This is a genomic window from Methylobacterium sp. R2-1 (assembly GCF_014191355.1).
Classification (GTDB): domain Bacteria; phylum Pseudomonadota; class Alphaproteobacteria; order Rhizobiales; family Beijerinckiaceae; genus Methylobacterium.
Map to the genome: position 1 here is coordinate 185,724 of NZ_JACHWM010000010.1, position 19,713 is coordinate 205,436.

Sequence of the window (19,713 nt, forward strand, 5' to 3'; positions counted from 1 at the left end):
GGATTACGGCGGTGGAAAGAAGCCGCCAACGCGGCGGCCCCGTCCGAAAGGACTCAATCCGTCGTCAGCCCCTTCATCTCCACCTGCTCGAAGCGGTGCTGCTCGGCAGTGACGAGGGCGGAGAGGTCGCGCTTCAGGGCGTTGAAGGCGGCCGAGGCGCTGTCGCGCGGGCGCGGCAGCTCGACCCGAATGTCGCGCTTGATCGTGCCCGGACGGTAGGTCAGCACCACGATGCGGTCGGCCAGATAGATCGATTCCTCGATCGAGTGGGTGACGAACACGATGGTCTTGCCCGTCGCCGCCCAGATGCGGAGAAGCTCGTCCTGAAGCGACCGGCGGGTCAGGGCGTCGAGCGCACCGAAGGGCTCGTCCATCAGCATCACCGGGCTGTCCAGCGCCAGCACGCGGGCGATGGCCACCCGCTGGCGCATGCCACCGGACAGGTCCTTGGGGAAGCGGTCGCGGAACTCGGCGAGCTTGAGCATGTCGAGGAGTTCGGCCACCCGCGCGTCGATCGCGGCGCGGCCCATGCCCTTGATCTCGAGACCGAAGGCGATGTTCTGCGCCACGCTCATCCAGGGAAACAGCGCGTATTCCTGGAACACCATGCCCCGGTCGGGACCGGGCTCGGCAACCGTGCGGCCCTCAACGGTGATACCGCCGCGGGTCGGGTGGGAGAAGCCGGCGATGGCGTTGAGCAGGGTCGACTTCCCGCAGCCGGAGGGGCCGAGGAGGCAGACGAACTCGCCGCGGTTGATGGTGAGGTCGATGTCCTTCAGGGCGACGACCTCGCCGCCGGGGACGGGGAAGACCTTGTCAACGCCGGTGACGACGATGTGCGAAGAGGCGTGAGACGGGGCGGCGGCCAGAGACGGGGCGGCCGGCCCGGTGACCGGGACGGCGTCCTGCGTGACGGCGTCGATGGGATGCGGCTGCACGGACATGGGGGACCTCACGATTCCAGGCCGCGATGCCAGCGGAGCAGGTGGTTGTTCAGGCGGCTCACGCCCATGTCGATCAGCAGGCCGAGGGCGCCGATAGTCAGCATCCCGGCGATGATCTTGTCGGACCAGAAATACTCGCGTGCCTCCAGGATGCGGAAGCCGAGACCGTTATTGACCGCGATCATTTCGGCCACGATCACCACGATGAAGGCAGTGCCGATGCCGATGCGAGCCCCCGACAGGATGTAGGGGGTGGCCGCCGGCAGGATGACCCGCCGGAAGATCGTCATCCGGCGGGCCCCTAAGCTGCGGGCGGCGCGGATGTAGATGCCGTCCACGTGCCGCACGCCCGCGATGGTGTTCATCAGCACGGGAAAGAACGCGCCGATGGCGATGAGGAACACGGCCGGCGCGTTGCCGAGCCCGAACCACAGGATCGAGAGCGGGATATAGGCGATCGGCGGAATCGGCCGCAGCACCTGCATCAACGGGTTGATGTGGCGGTAGATCAGGTCGCTCGTCCCCATGAACAGGCCGAGCGGCAGGGCCAGCCCGGCGCCTACGAGGAAGCCGACGACGACGCGGTAGAGCGAGGCGAGCGCGTCGTGCAGCATCTCACCGGAGAACAGCCACGCGAACCAGGAGCCATGCGCCGGGTCATAGGCTTCGAGCGGCGCGAGATAGGCCCACCAGCGCACCGCGACCGCGGCGGGCGAGGGCAGCACCATCGGGTTGACGAGCCCGGCCATGCAGGCGAGCTGCCAGATCACGAGGACGGCGATGGGAACCGCGAGGCCCTCGGTCAGAGGCTTGAGACGGGAGGCGTTCATCGGAGCCCCTCCTCAGTTCGTGCCGACGGCCGCCTTGGCCGCCTCCAGCAGGTCGAGCTTCACCCAATCGACGGCCTTGGCGGGCTTCGACATCTTGCCGATGCCGTGCTCGGCCATCACGTCGGTCGTCTTCTGGATGTGGTCGGCGCTCATCTCCAGGGTGTAGGGCGAGTTGGCGAGCGCATCCTGGAACTCAGGTCCCGTGAGCTGGCCCTTGAACACGTCCTGCGTGACGAAGGTCTCCGCGGCCTTCGGATCGTCCATGAACGTCTTCTGGGCCTTGACGAAGCACTCCATGAACTTGGCCGCGGCCGGCTTCTTCTCGTTGTAGAATTTTTCCGTCATCACCAGCGTGCGGATCGGCGAGCCGACCGGGGTGTCGTAGGGCTTGATCACCTCGACGCCGAAGCCCCGGGCGATGGCCTGGGCCGATTGCGGCTCGGTCTGCATGATCGCGTCGACCTGCTTCTGCAGCAGCGCCTGGTTCAGGTCCGGATAGCCGAGATAGATCAGGTTGACGTCGCGGGCCTTGAGGCCGTGCTTGGCCATCTCGGCGCCGAGCAGCACCTCCTGGATCGAGCCGCGGGTGACGCCGACCTTCTTGCCCTTGAGGTCGGCCGCCGACTTGATGCCGGATTCCGGGGTCGCCAGCAGCCGGGCTCCGCCCTTGGCGAAGCCGCCGACGATGTAGACGGGCGCGCCGTTGCCGCGGGCCGAAATCACCGCCTCGGAGGCGGTGGCGCCGACATCGAGTTCGCCGGCGAGCATCGCCTGCATGATGTCCGGGCCCTTGGCGAAGATCTTGAGATCGACGGTGATGCCGCAGTTCTTGGCGATCTCCTTGACGTAGGAGACGCCGGCGAAGTGGGCGAGCTTGAGGTTGCCGACGCGGACCACCTCCTGCGCGGAGAGCGGGAGCGGCGCGAGCAAGGCAGCGCTCGCGGCGGCGAGCACGGCGAAACGGCGACGCGTGAGATGAAGGCGTTCGAGCAAGGGGCTTCTCCCGGATGGCCCGGCTCTGCGGCCGGTGCGGATGGCCCCATCGCCTTTGCAGAGCGCATGCCAGGCATGCAGGACGCGCCCGCCTTCCTACAATCGATTGTAGCGAAAGAGTTTTTAACGATCGGCCGGACCATGACCAGCTCGGAAGGTGGCGGTTTTCCGCCGCTTCGACCGATGGGCCGGCGAAGAATCGCCGCCGGCCCGGGCTCATGATGGAAGGAATCACGGGGGCCGTGCCCGCCGAAACGACGCCGTCAGTCGAGCGGCACGAGGACGATCGCATCCCCTTCGAGCCGGGCCTGCACCGTCTGGCCCCAGCGTGTTCCGCCGAGATCGTCGGCGGTCTTGTAAAGACCGTCGATGGCGATGAGTTCCGGCTCGAATTTTCGGGTGAGGATGCGCGCGCCGGGATCGCCTACCGCGCCGGCGATCGCCCGGCCGCGCAGGGCGCCGTAGACGTGGATCGAGCCGCCCGCGATCACCTCCGCGCCGGAGGCGACCGAGCCGAGCACGGTCACGTCGCCTTCGAGGTGCTGGATCACCTGCCCCGAGCGCACCGGTGCGTCGAGGACGAAGGAGCGCGGCCGGGGCGGGCTCGCGGGCACGACCAGTGCCGGGGCGGAAGCCTGGGCCGCAGGCGCCTCGGCGAGAGCGGCTGACGCGGTACCGGGTTCAGGGGGAGTGATGTCCTCGACCGGCTTGCCGCCCACCAGCGGCGGCGGGAAGCCGGGACCGAGCGAGGTCGGGCCGATCCCCTCGATGCCGAGGATGGTGATCGAACGCCGGTTCAGCTCCTCGCAGAGATGGGCGAGGTCCGAGCGCTCGAAGCGCAGGCCGGTCACGTCGAGGATGATCGCCCGCACCGAGAAGAAGGCGGGCGCGCGCTGCTTCAGGGCGTCGAGTTCGGCGAGCCACTGGTCGACCGGCGGCACGGGGGCCAGCACCATCGCCAGGAAGGAGCGGCCGCGGAAGCGGATCGGGGGACGGTCGGTCACGGGCGGGTTCGCGCTAAGGGGATCATGCCGGACAGCTTATGGCAGATCGCGGGCCACGCCGCATGCAAGCGCGCCCTCCTCAACAACAAAGGCGTCCGGCCCGCTCGGAATGCTGCGCGCCGCCCGCCCGAATCCGACGCTCCCGGACGAGGCTCGGTCGTGCGTCCCGTGGGATGGCGGCATCACCCGGGCCCGACGCGGACGGCTCCGACACGGCCGACCCGGAGTGAGAGCGGAAAGGACACGCGCTTGGCCGCACTCGGATCCCCCCACGCCGCGGCCAAAGCCGCGTGGAAGGTCTCGATCGGGCCGCGGCCGACGACCTTCGCCGCCGCCCGCACCGCCGACCACGTTTCGATGTAGCCGATCAGGTCCGCCAGTTGCCAATCCACCGTGATGCTGAGCCTGGGCGCGTCCAAGACCGCGAAGGGGAAGGGCAGAGAACGGTACCCGTCCTCGACATGTCGGCGCTCCGGCGGCCAGAACGGGCCGATCACCGCGTCGTAGAAGTGCCGGACGACGCGGTCGGCGGCCGCGTCCGCGACATCGTCCGCGACATGCAGCACGCCGTAGGTGATCAGGGCCAGCACCGCCCCGGGCCGGGCGACGCGGCGCACCTCGCCGTAGAACGAATCGAGGTCGAGCCAATGCGCGGCCTGCGCGACGGTGACGAGGTCGACGCTCGCATCCGGCAGGCCGGACCGTTCGGCCGGAGTTGCACGGTATCGCACGCGGTCATGCGGCGTCGCCGCCGCGATCTGCCCGGCGCTCGCATCGGTGGCGACCACCTGCGCGAATCGCTCGGCCAGACGCGTCGAGAGCTGACCGGTCCCGCAGCCCACATCCAGCGCGAGGTCGCGTCCCGGCGCCGCATCCGTCAGAAAATCCACGAGGGCCGCGGGGTAGGTCGGCCGGTGCGCGGCGTAACCGGCGCTGTTGGCCGAGAAGTGATCCTTGAACGCGCTCATGCGAATGGTCCTCTTCTCCGCCCTGGCCGAGCCCTGAAGCACCAGACATGTCCCTCCGTCGGGGGTGACCTTGTTCTGGGGCGGTCAGCCCGCACTTGCCGGATCGACCGCCAGCTTATATTGCGACGCGATACCGCCCGAATCCGTACACTGGCGTCACGACCGTCGAAGCACGGCCCGCGACACGCCGCTTTATGGCCGGGCTCCACGTTTCCGAACGTTTTCGAGACCCCGATGAAGCTGCGCAACATCGCCATCATCGCCCACGTCGACCACGGCAAGACGACGCTGGTCGACAAGCTGCTCCAGCAGTCCGGCACCTTCCGCGAGAATCAGCGGGTCGAGGAGCGGGCAATGGACTCGAACGACCTCGAGAAGGAGCGCGGCATCACCATCCTGGCCAAGGCGACCTCGGTCGTCTGGCAGGACACCCGCGTCAACATCGTCGACACTCCCGGCCACGCCGATTTCGGCGGCGAGGTCGAGCGCATCCTGTCGATGGTCGACGGTGTGATCGTGCTGGTCGATGCGGCCGAGGGCCCGATGCCGCAGACCAAGTTCGTGGTCGGCAAGGCGCTCAAGATCGGCCTCCGGCCCATCGTCGCCATCAACAAGGTCGACCGGCCGGACGCGCGCATCAACGAGGTCGTCAACGAGGTGTTCGACCTGTTCGCGGCGCTCGACGCCACCGACGAGCAGCTCGACTTCCCGATCCTCTACGGCTCGGGCCGCAACGGCTGGATGGCCGATTCGCCGGAGGCTTCGCCGGAGGTCGGCCTCGCGCCGCTGTTCGACCTCGTGCTCAAGCACGTGCCGCAGGCCCGCGTCGAAGAGGGTCCGTTCCGGATGCTCGGCACGCTGCTGGAAGCCAATCCGTTCCTCGGCCGCATCATCACCGGGCGCATCGCCTCGGGCACGGTGAAGCCGAACCAGTCGATCAAGGTTCTCGACCGCACCGGCAAGGTCGTGGAGACCGGCCGCGTCTCGAAGATCCTCGCCTTCCGCGGCCTGGAGCGCACGCCGATCGACGTCGGCGAGGCCGGCGACATCGTCTCCATTGCCGGTCTGGTGAAGGGCACCGTCGCCGACACCTTCTGCGACCCGCAGGTCGAGACGCCGATCCAGGCCCAGCCGATCGATCCGCCGACCGTCACCATGTCCTTCATCGTCAACGATTCGCCGCTCGCCGGCACCGAGGGCGACAAGGTCACGAGCCGCATGATCCGCGACCGCCTGTTCAAGGAGGCCGAGGGCAACGTCACGCTCAAGATCGAGGAAGCCGCCGACAAGGATTCGTTCTACGTCTCCGGCCGCGGCGAGCTGCAACTCTCGATCCTGATCGAGACCATGCGCCGCGAGGGCTTCGAGGTGGCCGTGTCGCGTCCGCGCGTCGTCCTGGAGAAGGACGAGAACGGCGACGTGCTGGAGCCGGTCGAGGAGGTCGTGATCGACGTCGACGAGGAGTATTCGGGCGTCGTCGTGCAGAAGATGTCCGAGCGCAAGGCCGAGATGATCGAGATGCGGCCCTCAGGCGGCAACCGGCTCCGGCTCGTCTTCCACGCTCCGACCCGCGGCCTCATCGGCTACCAGGGCGAGCTGATGACCGACACTCGCGGCACCGCGATCATGAACCGCCTGTTCAAGGCCTACGAGCCCTTCAAGGGCGAGATCGCCGGCCGCCGTAACGGCGTGCTGATCTCGAACGACAAGGGTGAGGCCGTGGCCTACGCCATGTGGAACCTCGAGGACCGCGGCCCGATGATGATCGAGCCCGGCGCCAAGGTCTATCAGGGCATGATCGTCGGCGAGCACAACCGCGAGAACGACCTCGAGGTGAACGTTCTCAAGGGCAAGAAGCTCACCAACATCCGCACCACCTCGAAGGATGAGGCCGTGCGCCTGACGCCGCCGATCCGGATGACGCTGGAGAAGTCGCTGGCCTGGATCCAGGACGACGAGCTGATGGAAGTCACGCCGAAGTCGATCCGCCTGCGCAAGATCCATCTCGATCCGAACGACCGCAAGCGATTCGAGCGTTCGAAGGAAGCGCTGACGGGCTAAAAGACCCGCTTCGTCAGCCGAAACGAAAAGGCCCCGATGCGTTGAGCGCATCGGGGCCTTTTTCATTCGACGCCACTGGAGTGCCTCACGAAACTCCCGGCCAACCGATGTGATGTGGAGTTCGTCGCTCGCCTCAAGCCGCCCGGATCGTTTCGAGGAAGTGGCGGACCTGGCCGTTGAGATGCTCGGACTGGCGCGACAGTTCGGAGGCCGAAGTCAGCACCTGGCTCGCCGCCGCGCCAGTCTCCTCGGCCGCCGCCGCGACGCTGGCGACGTTGCCCGTTACCGCGCCGGTGCCGGCGGACGCCTCGGAGACGTTACGCACGATCTCCTAGGTCGCCGCCCCCTGCTCCTCGACTGCTGCGGCGATGCTGCCAGCGAGCCCATCGATCTCGCGGATGCGGGCCGCGATGTCGCCGATTGCTGAGACAGCCTGTCCGGTGATGGTCTGGACCTGCCCGATCTGGCCGGAAATCTCCTCCGTTGCCCGCGCGGTCTGGGTGGCGAGCTCCTTCACTTCCGCCGCGACCACTGCGAAGCCGCGGCCCGCTTCGCCGGCACGCGCCGCCTCGATCGTGGCATTGAGCGCCAGAAGGTTGGTCTGGCCGGCGATGGTGGAGATCAGGCCCACCACGTCGCCGATCTTGGCAGCCGCGACGCTCAGATCCTGCACCAGCTGGGCAGTTCCCTCGGCCTCGACCACGGCCTTCTGCGCCAGCGTGGTCGAGCCGGTGACCTGCCGGGCGATCTCCTGCACCGAGGCGCCGAGTTCCTCGGCCGCCGCGGCGACCGTGCCGACATTCGCCGCCGCCTCTTCCGCTGCAACCGCGGCGGCGTTCGACTGGGAGGCCGTCTGCGAGGCGGTGCCTTCCATGCTCCGGGCGGTCGCCTGCAACTCGGTGGTGGCGGCGGAGACGGTGCCGACGATGCCGCTCACCGCCCGCTCGAAGCTGTCGGCCATCGCGCGCATCGCCGCCTTGCGCTGTGCCTCGGCACCGGCCCGCGCCAGGGCCGTCTCCTCCTCCTGGGCCCGGGTGCGGATCAGGTCGTCCTTGAACACCTGAACCGCGCTCGCCATGGCCCCGACCTCCTCGCGGCGCTCACGGAAGGGGATCTCGACGCTCGCATCGCCTTGCGCGAGGCGGCTCATCAGGTCGGTCATCCGGCGGATCGGGCGTGCGACGAAACCGTTCAGCAGCAGAATGCCGAGGCCGGCGACCAGCAGCAACGCCGCCAGGCCCGCGCCCACTGCGAAGCGGGACGCGGTCGCTGCCTCCTCCGAAATCCGGCCGCGCGTGACCAGCAGGGCCGACTCGGCCTCGGCCATCGCGGCGGCGACCTCGCGAACCGTGTCCATGACCTTCTTGCCGCCACCCGACGCCTCGATCCGGCGCGCCTGTTCCCGGGTCGCCTCCTCGCGCATCAGCGCGATCTCACGCTCGGCGACGCCGCGGGTCCATTGGCTGGCGGCCGTATCGAGGGCATCGAGGCGGCGCAGTTGCTCGGCGTTGTCGGCGACGAGCGTGCGCAGCCGCCCCAGCGCCTCGCTATAGGTCTTGGTTCCAGCGTGGAATGGCCCGAGGAAAGCGGGGTCCGCCGAGACGAGGTAGCCGCGCAGGGCCGTTTCCCGGTCCACCATGCTGGCCGTCAATCGGTTGAGATCCAGCAGAACTTGGTAGGTGTGGTCGCGCCAGCGGTTGGTTTCCTCGATCGTGCTGAGGCTACGCCAACTGATGAACGTGGAATCGCAGACGGCGAGGATGACGAGTGCGAAGACGGCGCCGAGCTTGGCGACGATGGAGAGGTTGGCAATGGCACGCATAACGCTGATCCAATGGGACAAACGCTGCCCTGCGGCAGATAAACAAATGATCGCTTTTGCGCACCTGAGGGCTCGTTAATCCTGGCTCGTATGAGAAGATTTGTCCGCTTCTGTCGCGATGTCGCGGGGCCTGATTGCCTGATTCGCGCCGATCACAGGATCCGGCGATCCGACACACACAGGCCGACTTAAGGAATGTTTCCGACGGCACATTCCGGCCAAGCGGCTGTCAGGGTGAGGTTTTTTCGTACAGGGAGGGTGTAGCGGAAACATATTGCCCGGCAATTCTTGCCCGGTACGCTTAAAAATTAACCCCCCGGTAACCATCCAAGCGGTCAATGGGCGCGTCGGTAAGGAAACGTCAACGCCCGTGACCAGCCCCGCTCCCACCCGCCCCTCACTGCCCCTGCGAGGCCGCGTGTTCCGCGCCGTTTCGCTGGCGCCGGAAGCCCCCCTCGCCGATTGGCTCGTCCTGCTGGACGCTGCCCTGAAGCGATCGGCCACGCTGTTCGACGACAAGGCCGTGATCCTCGACGTCGCCGGCCTCAAGCCCGCACCGTCCGAGTTGGAGAGCCTGATCGCCGAGCTGTCGGCGCGCAAGCTTCGCATTCTCGGCATCGAGGGTGCGGACGCCTCGCTGCCCTCGAACCTCCCGCCGCGGCTCGCCGACGGACGTCCCGTCGGCGACGTCTTCGAAGCGCCGGCCTTCGAGGAAGAGAAGCCGGGCGTGTCGTCCCTCACCATCGAGGGCTCGGTGCGCTCAGGCCAAAGCATCGTCCACCGCGAAGGGGACGTGACCGTGATGGGCTCGGTGTCCTCGGGCGCCGAAATCCTCGCGGGCGGCTCCATCCACGTCTACGGCGCCCTGCGCGGGCGGGCCATCGCGGGCGCCGCCCGCAACCCCCGCGCACGCATCTACTGCCGCAAGTTCGAGCCCGAGCTTCTCGGCATCGACCGCCTCGTCCGCACGGCCGAGGACATGGGCACTCACCTGCGCGGCCAAGCGGTCCAGATCTGGTCCGACGGCGGCGCGATCAAGATTGCAGCCTTGGGTTAAGGGGAAACGAGAATGGCCAAGGTTCTTTGTGTCACGTCCGGTAAGGGCGGCGTCGGCAAGACCACCACGACGGCAGCGCTCGGTGCGGCGCTGGCGCAGGCCGGCGAGAAGGTCTGCGTGGTCGATTTCGACGTCGGCCTGCGCAACCTCGACCTGATCATGGGCGCCGAGCGTCGTGTCGTCTACGACCTGATCAACGTCACCAACGGCGACGCCAAGCTGCCGCAGGCGCTGATCCGCGATAAGCGCCTCGAAAACCTCTCCCTGCTGCCCGCCTCGCAGACCCGCGACAAGGACGCGCTCACCGACGAGGGCGTCGAGCGGGTGATGGGCGAGCTTCGCGAGAAGTTCGACTGGATTGTCTGCGACAGCCCCGCCGGCATCGAGCGCGGCGCCCAGCTCGCCATGCGCCACGCGGATGTCGCCGTGGTGGTCACGAACCCCGAGGTCTCCTCGGTGCGCGACTCGGACCGGATCATCGGTCTGCTCGACTCCAAGACCGTGCGCGCCGAGCGCGGCGACACGATCGAGAAGCACCTGATCCTGACCCGTTTCGACCCGGCCCGCGCCGACCGTGGCGACATGCTCAAGGTCGACGACGTTCTCGAGATCCTCTCGATCCCGCTGCTCGCCATCATCCCGGAGAGCCTCGAAGTCCTGCGCGCCTCGAATGTCGGCTGCCCGGTGACGCTCAACAACCCGCTCTGCGCGCCCTCTCGCGCCTACATCGACGCCGTGCGCCGCCTGAAGGGCGAGACCGTGCCGATGGCAATCCCGTCCGACCGCAAATCCCTGATCAACAAGCTGTTCACACGGAGGGCCGCATGAGTGTCCTGACCTTCCTCAAGCCGCGCGGCTCCGGTTCGGTCGCCCGCGAACGCCTTCAGCTCATCCTCGCGCACGAGCGCGTGGAGAACGGACGGCCCGACCTGATCATCACGTTGCGCGAAGAGATCCTGAACGTGATCGCCAAGCACGTCACGGTCGAGCGCGACAAGGTGCAGATCAAGCTGGAGCGCGGCGAGGGCGTCTCGACGCTCGGCGTCGACATCGAGTTCCCCGTCGATGCGGTTCTCAAGCCGAAGGCAAAGGCGAAGCGCGCCATCGCCTGAACTTGGATCTCGAAGCCTCACGAAGCTCGCGGCATCGGCTCGATGTCGCGGGCTTTTTTCGTCCCGCTGCGATCCCAGGTCCAAGTCGCGAAGCGCGGAAGGACCGGCCCACCGTTGCCCGAGGGCAACAGATATCGTCTTTAAGGACCCGTCCAAATGGGTCGCAATAGAACCATCGGCCCTTCGGCGATCGATTCCGACAAGGCCTTCAACGGCTTGTTTTGATCTGGGCCAATACTCTAGAACACATACAAACTACTCCCCCAGACTTGCTCAATGCGAATTTTGCGCTTCCGGTAGCCGTCAGAAACGGTGCCGTCGCGCGCGTTCGTAGGTCTCGGGGTTCGTGGGATGTCGGCGGGGTTGATCGAGGCTCTGCATCGGTGTGAGGGCGTCAGGTTGCAGCGCTTCCTGATGCGCCTGCTGGGCAATCCGTCCGACGCGGCCGATGCGGCTCAGGAGACCTATCTGCGCCTCGTGAAGGCACTCGGCCGAGAGGAGATCGAGCAGCCCCGCGTCTTCCTGTTCTTCGTGGCGCGCAATGTCGCGCTCAACCTCGGGGCGCGGCGCCGTCTCGAGACGGGGCTGTTTTCCTCCCTGACGGATTTGAACTCGGCAGAGGTGGCGGACGGGCAGGCGCGGCCCGAGCAGCAAGTCATCGCGCGCCAGCAATTGCGCCTCGTCGCGGCCGCCATCGACCGGCTGCCGCCGCGCTGCCGTGAGGTGTTCCTGCTCAGCACCCTCGACGGCCTGCCCAACGGCGTCATCGCGGCCCGGCTGGGGATCAGCCGCAACATGGTCGAGAAGCACCTGATGAAGGCGTTTCTCCATACCCGCCGCACCTGCCGCGATTATTTCTGAATCGACGTCAGGGTTTTCCGGCCTCGCCGGTCTCTATGAGAGGGATGGCGTGCCTGCCCGGCACGGGCATGCGAGACGAACGGCGGGAAGAGCGGCAAGAAGACCCGGATGAACGAGCGCGAGCCCCCGGACGCATCGGAGGAGACAGAAGACGATCCGGTCTACGAGGAGGCTGCCCTCTGGGTCGCACGCCTCTCCTCAGCGGACGCGACGGAGGCCGACCGCACTGCGTTCGAGGCGTGGCGCGCGGCCGATCCCGCCCACGCCGAAGCCTTCGCCGAGATGGATGCGTGGCGCCGCACGATGAAGCGGGCGCCCGATCCGCGGCAGCGCCGCGTGCCGAAGGGCCTCACCGCGCTTGCCGCCGCCATCGGTCTGGCCGGCCTGCTGGGCGATCCGCTCGGCTGGGTGGACCGGATGCGGGCCGATGCCTGGACCGATCGCGGCCGCATCGAGATGACCACCCTCCCCGATGGAAGCCGGGTCGATCTCAACACCGACACGGCCCTGGCGCTGCGGTTCACGCCAGGCGAGCGCGGCGTCGCGCTGCTGCGCGGCGAGGCGGTGTTCGATGTCGTGCCCGATGCCGGGCGCCCCTTCATCGTGCGCGGGAACGGAGTGAGAGCCCGCGCGGTCGGGACGCGTTTCTTCGTCCGAGTCGATGGGTCTGCCGTCCCCGTCGGGGTGGCCGAGGGCCGCGTCGATGTCGCGACCGAAGCCGGCGAGACCCGGCTCCAGGCCGGTGAGGTCGCGGTTCGGGGTGAGGACGGCCAGCCCGTCGCCCGGACGAGCGACGTGGCGCGGGCGCTCGCATGGCGCGAGGGGAAGCTGACCGTCTCGGGTCAGCCGCTCTCCCATATCTTGAACGAGCTGGAACGCTACCGGCGCGGCCGCATCCTGCTGGTGGATTACTCGCTCGGCAGCCGCCGCTTCAGCGGCACGCTCGACCTGCGCGACACCGACGCCGCGCTTGACGTACTCGCCGCCGCGATGGAGCTCCGGCTCACTCGCCTGACACCGCTGCTCGTCCTCGTCCGGCCGGCCTCCTGAGAAACATCGAAAGAATCTTCGCGCCGAAGGTCAGGAGTTTCCCGGTTCGCCGGTCTACCGCTGCAGGGGATGGGAGAACGCGAAACGCGCCGCCCCGTGAACGGACAGGCGGGTATGACGACGATGCAGGATCGAGGTGTTGGGCCACGATGCTACCAAGCCCTGGCGGGCGTGCCGCTGATTCTGATGGCGCATGCCGCAACGGCTCAGGAACGGGTCTCCGCCGGCCGGCCACCGCACGCCTCGGAGCCCGTGAGCCTCGCCCGTGGTCCGATCCGGGCACCCGAACGACTTTCCGAGAACGCTGCCGCGCGCATCAGGGTCTCGGTCGAGCGAGGACCGCTCGAGCCGGCGCTGGCCGTCCTGTCCGAGCAGGTTCCCCTGAAGCTGGCCTATCGCACGGCGCTCACCGAGAATCTGTTCACGGGTGGCGTCGATGGCGAGTTCCAGCCCCTCGAGGCCCTCGCCAAGCTCTTGGAGGGGACCGGCCTGACCTACCGCGCCGTGGACACCTCGACGATCACGCTCGTGACCCCGCGCTACGTTCAGCTCGGAGCCCCCGCCGGCGCATCGGACGGCGTCGTACTGGATGAACTCTCGGTCGAGGGACGGCCGACGAGCCCGGCCGTCCCGGGTCCTTCGCAGGTTCCCGCTCCTTACGCCGGCGGCCAAGTGGCCCAGGGCGGACGGGTCGGCCTGCTCGGCAACGTTGCGACGGCCAAGACGCCATTCAACGTCACGAGCTACACCGACACCTTCATTCGCAACCGGCAGGCGAGCACGGTGTCGGAGGCGCTGCTCCTCGACCCGTCCGTGCGCGCCACGCAGACGACGGGCGCACCGTTCGACTCGTTCTACATCCGCGGCTTCCCCATCAACGAGAATACCAGCGGCGAATTCGCCTTCGAGGGTGTCTACGGCGTCGCCCCGAGCTTCCGCGTCTTCACCGACTACGTCGAGCGCATCGAGGTTCTGAAGGGACCGGCGGCCGCGCTGTCCGGCATCTCGCCCAACGGCGGAATCGGCGGTGTCATCAACATCGTGCCGAAGCGAGCCAACGAAGACGTGACGCGCCTCACGCTCGACTACGGCTCGGCTGCGCGCGGAGGGGGGCAGTTGGACGTCGCGCGGCGCTACGGTGCGGGCCGGGAATGGGGCGCTCGATTCATCGGTAGTCTGCGCGGCGGAAGCACACCCTTCGACCGGCAGACCGAGACAACGGGTGTCGGGGCGCTGGCCCTCGACTATCAGGGCGATCGATTCCGGGCCTGGCTCTACCTGCTGGCGCAGACCGATCGGTTCAATGCCCCGTTGCGTCCGTTCATTCTCCAGGCCGGCGTTCCCGTGCCGAGGGCACCGGACGGCCGCCGGAACCTGACGCAGCCCTGGGAATACGCGGACATCGACGATCGCGGCGGGCTGCTACGCCTGGAATACGATCTCACGGATCAGGTCACGCTGTTCGGCGACGTCGGCGGTTCACGCAGCGAGGTCGAGCGCTACTTCGCGTCCGCCCCGACCATCACCAACGCCCGCGGCGACACCACGACGACCCCGCAATTCTACAATCTCGGCGTCGGCCGCACCACGTTCGACGGCGGGGTGCGGGCCCAATTCGAGACCGGCTTCGTTCATCACGCCTTCGCCGTACAGGCGTCCCGGTACAGCGAGGACACGGCCCGCCGCTTCCCGGCCGGGCGAGGCAGCTACCTGTCGAACATCTACAACCCCGTTCTGGCGCCTTACATCGCGCCCACCGTGATCGAATCCCGGCCGCCTCTGTCCGACAGCACGCTGACGGGACTCTCGATTGCCGACACCCTGTCAGTCTTCGACGAGCGCATCCTCCTGACCCTCGGCGTGCGCCGGCAGGGCATCGAGGCCCACAACTATGTCTCGAATGTCGGGACGCTGGCCTCCTCCTACGACAGGAGTGCGACGAGTCCCTTCGTCGGCCTCGTGGTGCGGCCGTGGGAGACCGTCTCGTTCTACGGCAACTACATCGAGGGCCTGAGCCGTGGCGACGTAGCCCCGGCTGCAGCCGCCAATGCCGGCGAAATCCTCGCGCCCTACGTGGCGCATCAGGTCGAGGTCGGGGTGAAGCTGGATTTCGGCCGGCTCGGCACGACTTTCAGCGCTTTCGAGATCACGAGGCCGATCGGCGAACTCGGCCCGCAGAACCGCTTCGCCCAGACCGGGGAGCAGCGTGTCAGCGGCCTGGAATTCAGCATCTACGGCGAACTTGCGCCGGACATCCGGGTACTCGGCGGCCTCACATTGCTCGACGGGGTCCTGACGAAGACGGCGGTGACGGCCAATGTCGGAAATACGCCGATCGGCGTCCCCGGACTGCAACTCAATCTCGGCGCCGAGTGGGATCTGCCCGGGATGCCGGGTCTCAGCCTCAACGGCGCCGTGATCTATACGGGGCGTCAGTTCATCGACACGGCCAACACCCAGGCCCTGCCGGATTGGACGCGTCTCGATCTCGGCCTGCGTTACACCACCCTCTGGGACGGGCGGCGGGTGACCCTTCGTGCCAACGTGCTGAACGTCACCGGAGCGCGATACTGGACCGGCGTGGCCTCGTTCGGCACGTTCTTCCAGGGCGCTCCCCGCACCTACCTGCTGTCGATGGCACTCGACCTATGATGCCGCAGGACTTGATCGCGCACCGCTAGGCGGCACGTGCGGCGGGGTCTGCGGGCCTATCCCGAACCGTCCCGTGGCACCCACACGGGCACACCTCTCCCTGGCGCCTTCCTCGATGCGGTCACCTCTTGGAGAAAGTTCAGTTCTGGAGGTCAGGAGTTTCGCGGCTCGCCGGTCTACCGAAACAGAAGTGGGCAGAGAGGCCGCTTCGGACCGGGGATGCGGGGCGCGGGACATGGTAGTGGCGGATCGACGCGAAGTGGCGCGGCGCGCACGGGATCTCGCTTTGGCGGGCGCATCGCTGATCGCCATGACGACCGTCGCGGGCGCCGGGGATGCGGCGGCGCTCCCCTCGGATCGGATCAGCCTCATTCCCATCACCGCCGACGCGCCGCCCGGTTCGGGCGACACCGGTGCGACGCGGATCCCGATCACGGTCCCGGCCGGACCGCTCGAACCGGCCCTGACGGCCCTGGCCGGACAGGCCGGCTTGACCCTCGCCTACCGAACCGCCCTGACCGAAGGACTGACCACCCGTGGGGTCGAGGGCACGTTCCGGCCCCTCGAAGCGCTCGGCGAATTGCTGGCGGGCACCGGCCTGACCTACCGGGCGGCCGGCCCCTCGACGATCACGCTCGTCAATCCGCGCTACGTCCAGCTCAGCAATGAACCGGCGCCTTCCGTCACGCTGGAGGAACTGGCGGTCGAGGGTCAGGCCCGCGGTTCCGCCCGCGCGGTGGGCCTGCCACCGCCGACCGGGACGATCGGGCAGCCGCCCGACCCTTACGCCGGAGGGCAGGTGGGGTCCGGTTCGCGCCTCGGCCTGCTCGGCAACCGCAACACCTTCGACCAGCCGTTCAACGCGACGAGCTACACCGAGAAGCTGATCCGCGACCAGCAGGCGCGCAACGTCCAGGACGTCGTCAACAACGACCCCTCGATCCGCACCAACGTGCCGGCCTTCTCCGGCATCCTCGGCTTCTTCATCCGCGGCTTCCCGGTCTTTGCTCAGGACATCGCCTTCAACGGCCTGTTCGGCGTCGCCGACGCGTTCAACCCGGCGATCGAGCCGATCGAGCGCGTCGAGGTGCTGCGCGGCCCCTCGACCCTGCTCTCGGGCGTCCCGCCCTTCGGCAATATCGGCGGCGTCATCAACCTGATCCCCAAGCGGGCGCTCGAGGAGCCGCTCAACCGGGTCACCCTCGGCTACGCCTCCGACGCGCAGGTCTATAAGGCGGTCGATGTCAGCCGCCGCTTCGGGCACGCCAAGGAGTGGGGCATCCGCTTCAATGGCGCGTTCAACAACGGCGCCACACCGATCGACAACCAGAGCCTCCATTTCGGCACCGCCGCGCTCGCTCTCGACTATCGCGGCGAGCGGCTGCGGGCGGCACTCGACCTCGGCTACCAGGAACTCGACTTCCGGTCCCCGCTGCGCAATCGCAACGTGGCCGCCGGCGTGCGCATCCCCCGCGCGCCCGACCTCACCCTGAACCAGCACCAGCCCTGGGAGTACCGCGACAGCGCCAACCGGCAGCTCGCCACCCGGATCGAGTACGACCTGACGCCGGACCTGACCCTTTACGGCGCCTACGGCCGTTCGAACTTCCGGCAGGAATATTTCGGCGGCCTGCTGTCGATCTTCAACGCGCGCGGCGACTACCGCGACGCGATCCAGTTCATCCCCTCGCGCACCTTCGGCGAGACGGGCGAGGTGGGCCTGCGCGCCGCCTTCGAGACGGGACCGGTCAAGCACAATCTCGGCCTCGCCGCCGTGGGCTTCTGGTACGAGAATGCCCAGCAGCCGGCGGTGAATGTCGGCCCGACCATCGTCTCGAACCTCTACGATCCAGTCACTGTCGCGCCGCGCTCGGCCTTCGGGCAGTCGCGCCTGACGCCGCGGACCTCGACCCGCATCAACCGCAGCGTCGCGATCGCCGATACCCTGTCGGTCCTCGACGACCGCCTCCTCCTCACGATCGGCGGCCGCTGGCAGAGCATCGATGTCGGCTCCTACAGCCCCGTCACGGGGCTGCGCACCGGTGCCAGCGAGAGCGGCGCCTTCTCGCCCGGCGTCGGCGTCGTGGTGAAGCCGTGGGAGCGGCTCTCGCTCTACGCCAACTATGTCGAGGGCCTGACCTCGCCGGCCCCGCCGGTGAATGCCGTCAACGCCAGCGCCGCCTTCCCGGCCGCGGTCTCGCGGCAGACCGAGGTCGGCGCGAAGCTCGATCTCGGCACCGTCGGTCTCGGCTTTGCCGCCTTCGAGATCGAGCAGCCCTTCGGCTTCCTCGATGCCCGCACCCTGGTCTTCTCGGTCGATGGGCGCCAGCGCAACAGCGGCGTCGAGCTCACCGTGTTCGGCGAGCCGGTGCCCGGAATCCGCGTGCTGGGCGGCATCAGCCTGCTCGACGGGATACAGGTGCAGGCGCAGGATCCGCGCAATGTCGGCCGGGTCGCGATCGGCGTGCCGGAGGTGCAGCTCAACCTCTACGGCGAGTACGACCTGCCGCCGAGCCTCTTGCCCGGCCTGAGCCTGACGGGCCGGGTGATCTACACCGCGGCGCAGTACTACGATCTGGCCAACAGCCAGAAGATCCCCGATTGGGCGACGCTGGATCTCGGCCTGCGCTATTCCACGCTGTTCCAGGAGAGACCGCTGACGCTCCGGGCGAACGTCGTCAACGTGACGGGCAATGATTACTGGGCGACGACCGGGCGCGGCATCCTCGCCCAAGGAACGCCGCGGACGGTGCTGATCTCCGCCTCGGTGGATTTCTGAAGGCTCGAGCCGCACGCCGCGGCACGCGGTACGGATGGCACTCCTCCCTCCTTCACATCCGTCGCGTCAGCCGGAAGGCGGGGGCATGGTCGGGCTGGGTCGTCACGACAGCGGCGGGCAGCACCGGGCGCGCATCGGCCCGCTCGATCCGGAAATGCCCGACGATCCGGCTGAGTGCGAGGGTTGCCTCGGTGAGCGCGAAGGCCGCGCCGATGCAGACCCGCGGGCCGGCGCCGAAGGGAAGGTAGGCGAAGCGCGGCACGGGCGGCGCGCCGGGGAGGAAGCGGGCGGGATCGAAGGCGTCGGGGTCGCGCCACAGCCCACGGTGCCGGTGCAGCAGCCAGGGCGAGATCGTCACGCTGTCGCCGGGCCGGACCGTCTCGCCGGCGAGCCTGTCCGATCCTAGGGCGCGGCGGGCCAGCACGAAGGCGGGGGGATAGAGCCGCATCGTCTCCTCGATCACCGCGCGGGTGAACGGTTTTTCCACGTGGCCGGACTCGGCTGCCACGGCGGCCTGCGTCTCCGGCGCGAGCGCGAGCAGGGTGCAGGCCCAGAGCAGGGTCACTGCCGTGGTCTCGTGCCCGGCCAGGATCATGGTGGCGACCTGATCGCGCAGCTCCTCGTGCGAGAAGCCCCGACCGGTCTCCGGATCGCGGGCGGCGCGCAAGAGGTCGAGCAGGTCGCGGGCCTCTCCTTGATGCCGCCCGTCCTGTCCCTGATCCCGGTCGGCGATGACCTGATCGAGGAAGGCGACCCAGTCTCGGCGGAAGCGGGCGCGGGCCCGGTCGAGCGGTGTGGCGAAGCGCAGGGGCACGAGCAGGTCGGTCAGGTGCGGGCGCCCGAGCCGCGCAGCGTAGGCTTCGAGGAAGCTGCGCAGACGGTCGCCGTGGCGCGCCATGCCGACGGAGAACATGGTGCGTCCGGCGATCTCCAGGGCGAGCCGCTGGAGCGCGGCGAACAGATCGACCGGACCCCGTGCCGCCGGACCTTCGAGGGCGGCGGCCGCCTCGTCGCTCGCCGAGAGGATGTGGGGCACGAGCGTCTCCACCGCTCGCGGGGTGAAGGCGGGCGCGAGCGTGCGCCGCTGGTGGCGCCACGCCGTCCCCTCGCTGATGAGCAGGCCGTCGCCGAGCATCGGCCGCAGCAGGCGGATGGTGATCGGGGTGCGGGCATAGTTGGCGGCGTTGTCCACCAGCACGTGCCGCACCAGGTCCGGGTCGCTGACGGTGAAGCGGGTACGCCCGAACAGCCGGCGGCGGCGCAAGGGCGCGTCGTAGGCGGAGGCCGGCCAGCAGAGGATTCCGTTGACCCGCATCGCCGCGATGAAGCGCAGGGTCGGCAGCTCCTGCTCCGGCGGCGCCGGCACCGGCGGCACCAGACGCGCCGACCCGTGTCCGGGCGGAGCCTGCATGTCCATTCCGTCAGTCCCTCTCACGCCCGTGAGCGGGCGGTCGCGAAGCGTTCTAGGCGCAGACGCCCGCCGGAGCGAGCGCAACAACGGAAGAACACGGCGGATGACGGCAAGGCCGGCGACGGGAAAGGTTCGCGGCAGGGCAAGGCTCACCGGTCGACTCAGACCC

The 19,713-nt window shown here is 68.4% G+C and carries 14 protein-coding genes and 1 pseudogene; 8 read left to right on the top strand and 7 right to left on the bottom strand.

What is annotated here, in order from left to right; all coding sequences use genetic code 11:
- Window positions 1-53 precede the first annotated feature (53 nt).
- From FHU13_RS15595 to FHU13_RS15615, 5 genes are all read right to left on the bottom strand, one after another.
- A complete protein-coding gene (locus tag FHU13_RS15595; protein ID WP_183436774.1) occupies window positions 54-944 on the bottom strand; it encodes an ABC transporter ATP-binding protein in 891 nt (296 codons plus the stop codon).
- 8 nt (window positions 945-952) lie between these two features.
- Window positions 953-1,774 (bottom strand): ABC transporter permease, encoded by an 822-nt coding sequence (locus FHU13_RS15600; RefSeq protein ID WP_183436775.1) that lies wholly within the window; start codon window positions 1,772-1,774, stop codon window positions 953-955.
- A gap of 12 nt (window positions 1,775-1,786) precedes the next feature.
- Window positions 1,787-2,767, bottom strand: a complete 981-nt coding sequence (locus FHU13_RS15605) for an ABC transporter substrate-binding protein (protein ID WP_183436776.1) — start codon at window positions 2,765-2,767, stop codon at window positions 1,787-1,789.
- Between the two features lie 263 nt (window positions 2,768-3,030).
- Window positions 3,031-3,771, bottom strand: coding sequence for a septum site-determining protein MinC (minC, locus tag FHU13_RS15610; RefSeq protein WP_183436777.1), 741 nt, complete (start codon window positions 3,769-3,771; stop codon window positions 3,031-3,033).
- Between the two features lie 182 nt (window positions 3,772-3,953).
- Entirely contained in the window at window positions 3,954-4,739 is a 786-nt protein-coding gene (locus FHU13_RS15615; RefSeq protein WP_183436778.1) for a class I SAM-dependent methyltransferase, read from the bottom strand.
- 234 nt (window positions 4,740-4,973) lie between these two features.
- Here FHU13_RS15615 and typA point away from each other — a divergent pair, with 234 nt between their 5' ends.
- The gene (gene typA / locus FHU13_RS15620) at window positions 4,974-6,800 is read left to right on the top strand and encodes a translational GTPase TypA (RefSeq protein ID WP_183436779.1); all 1,827 of its coding nucleotides are present in this window, start codon (window positions 4,974-4,976) and stop codon (window positions 6,798-6,800) included.
- Window positions 6,801-6,933: 133 nt separating this feature from the next.
- On the opposite strand, the pseudogene FHU13_RS15625 reads toward typA, so the two are convergent.
- Window positions 6,934-8,622: pseudogene (locus FHU13_RS15625) on the bottom strand (methyl-accepting chemotaxis protein).
- Between the two features lie 418 nt (window positions 8,623-9,040).
- On the opposite strand from FHU13_RS15625, the gene minC (FHU13_RS15630) reads away from it, so the two are divergent.
- From minC (FHU13_RS15630) to FHU13_RS15660, 7 genes are all read left to right on the top strand, one after another.
- The gene (gene minC / locus FHU13_RS15630; RefSeq protein ID WP_312889595.1) at window positions 9,041-9,679 is read left to right on the top strand and encodes a septum site-determining protein MinC; all 639 of its coding nucleotides are present in this window, start codon (window positions 9,041-9,043) and stop codon (window positions 9,677-9,679) included.
- A gap of 12 nt (window positions 9,680-9,691) precedes the next feature.
- Window positions 9,692-10,507 carry a septum site-determining protein MinD gene (gene minD / locus FHU13_RS15635; RefSeq protein ID WP_003602600.1) on the top strand — a complete coding sequence of 272 codons (816 nt, stop codon included), beginning with the start codon at window positions 9,692-9,694 and terminating at the stop codon, window positions 10,505-10,507.
- Window positions 10,504-10,791: a cell division topological specificity factor MinE gene (minE, locus tag FHU13_RS15640; protein WP_056197183.1), complete on the top strand. Its 288-nt coding sequence runs from the start codon at window positions 10,504-10,506 to the stop codon at window positions 10,789-10,791. The genes minD and minE overlap by 4 nt, the downstream gene beginning before the upstream one ends.
- 351 nt (window positions 10,792-11,142) lie before the next feature.
- Window positions 11,143-11,652 carry an RNA polymerase sigma factor gene (locus FHU13_RS15645; protein WP_183436781.1) on the top strand — a complete coding sequence of 170 codons (510 nt, stop codon included), beginning with the start codon at window positions 11,143-11,145 and terminating at the stop codon, window positions 11,650-11,652.
- Window positions 11,653-11,760: 108 nt separating this feature from the next.
- Window positions 11,761-12,702, top strand: coding sequence for a FecR family protein (locus FHU13_RS15650; protein ID WP_183436782.1), 942 nt, complete (start codon window positions 11,761-11,763; stop codon window positions 12,700-12,702).
- A 114-nt stretch (window positions 12,703-12,816) separates the two neighbouring features.
- Window positions 12,817-15,354, top strand: coding sequence for a TonB-dependent receptor (locus tag FHU13_RS15655; protein ID WP_246714683.1), 2,538 nt, complete (start codon window positions 12,817-12,819; stop codon window positions 15,352-15,354).
- Between the two features lie 241 nt (window positions 15,355-15,595).
- Window positions 15,596-18,133, top strand: coding sequence for a TonB-dependent siderophore receptor (locus tag FHU13_RS15660; RefSeq protein WP_409518507.1), 2,538 nt, complete (start codon window positions 15,596-15,598; stop codon window positions 18,131-18,133).
- Window positions 18,134-18,185: 52 nt separating this feature from the next.
- Here the strand turns inward: FHU13_RS15660 and FHU13_RS15665 are convergent, their stop codons facing one another.
- Complete coding sequence (locus tag FHU13_RS15665) at window positions 18,186-19,550, bottom strand: cytochrome P450 (protein ID WP_183436783.1); 1,365 nt, start codon at window positions 19,548-19,550, stop codon at window positions 18,186-18,188.
- Window positions 19,551-19,713 lie beyond the last annotated feature (163 nt).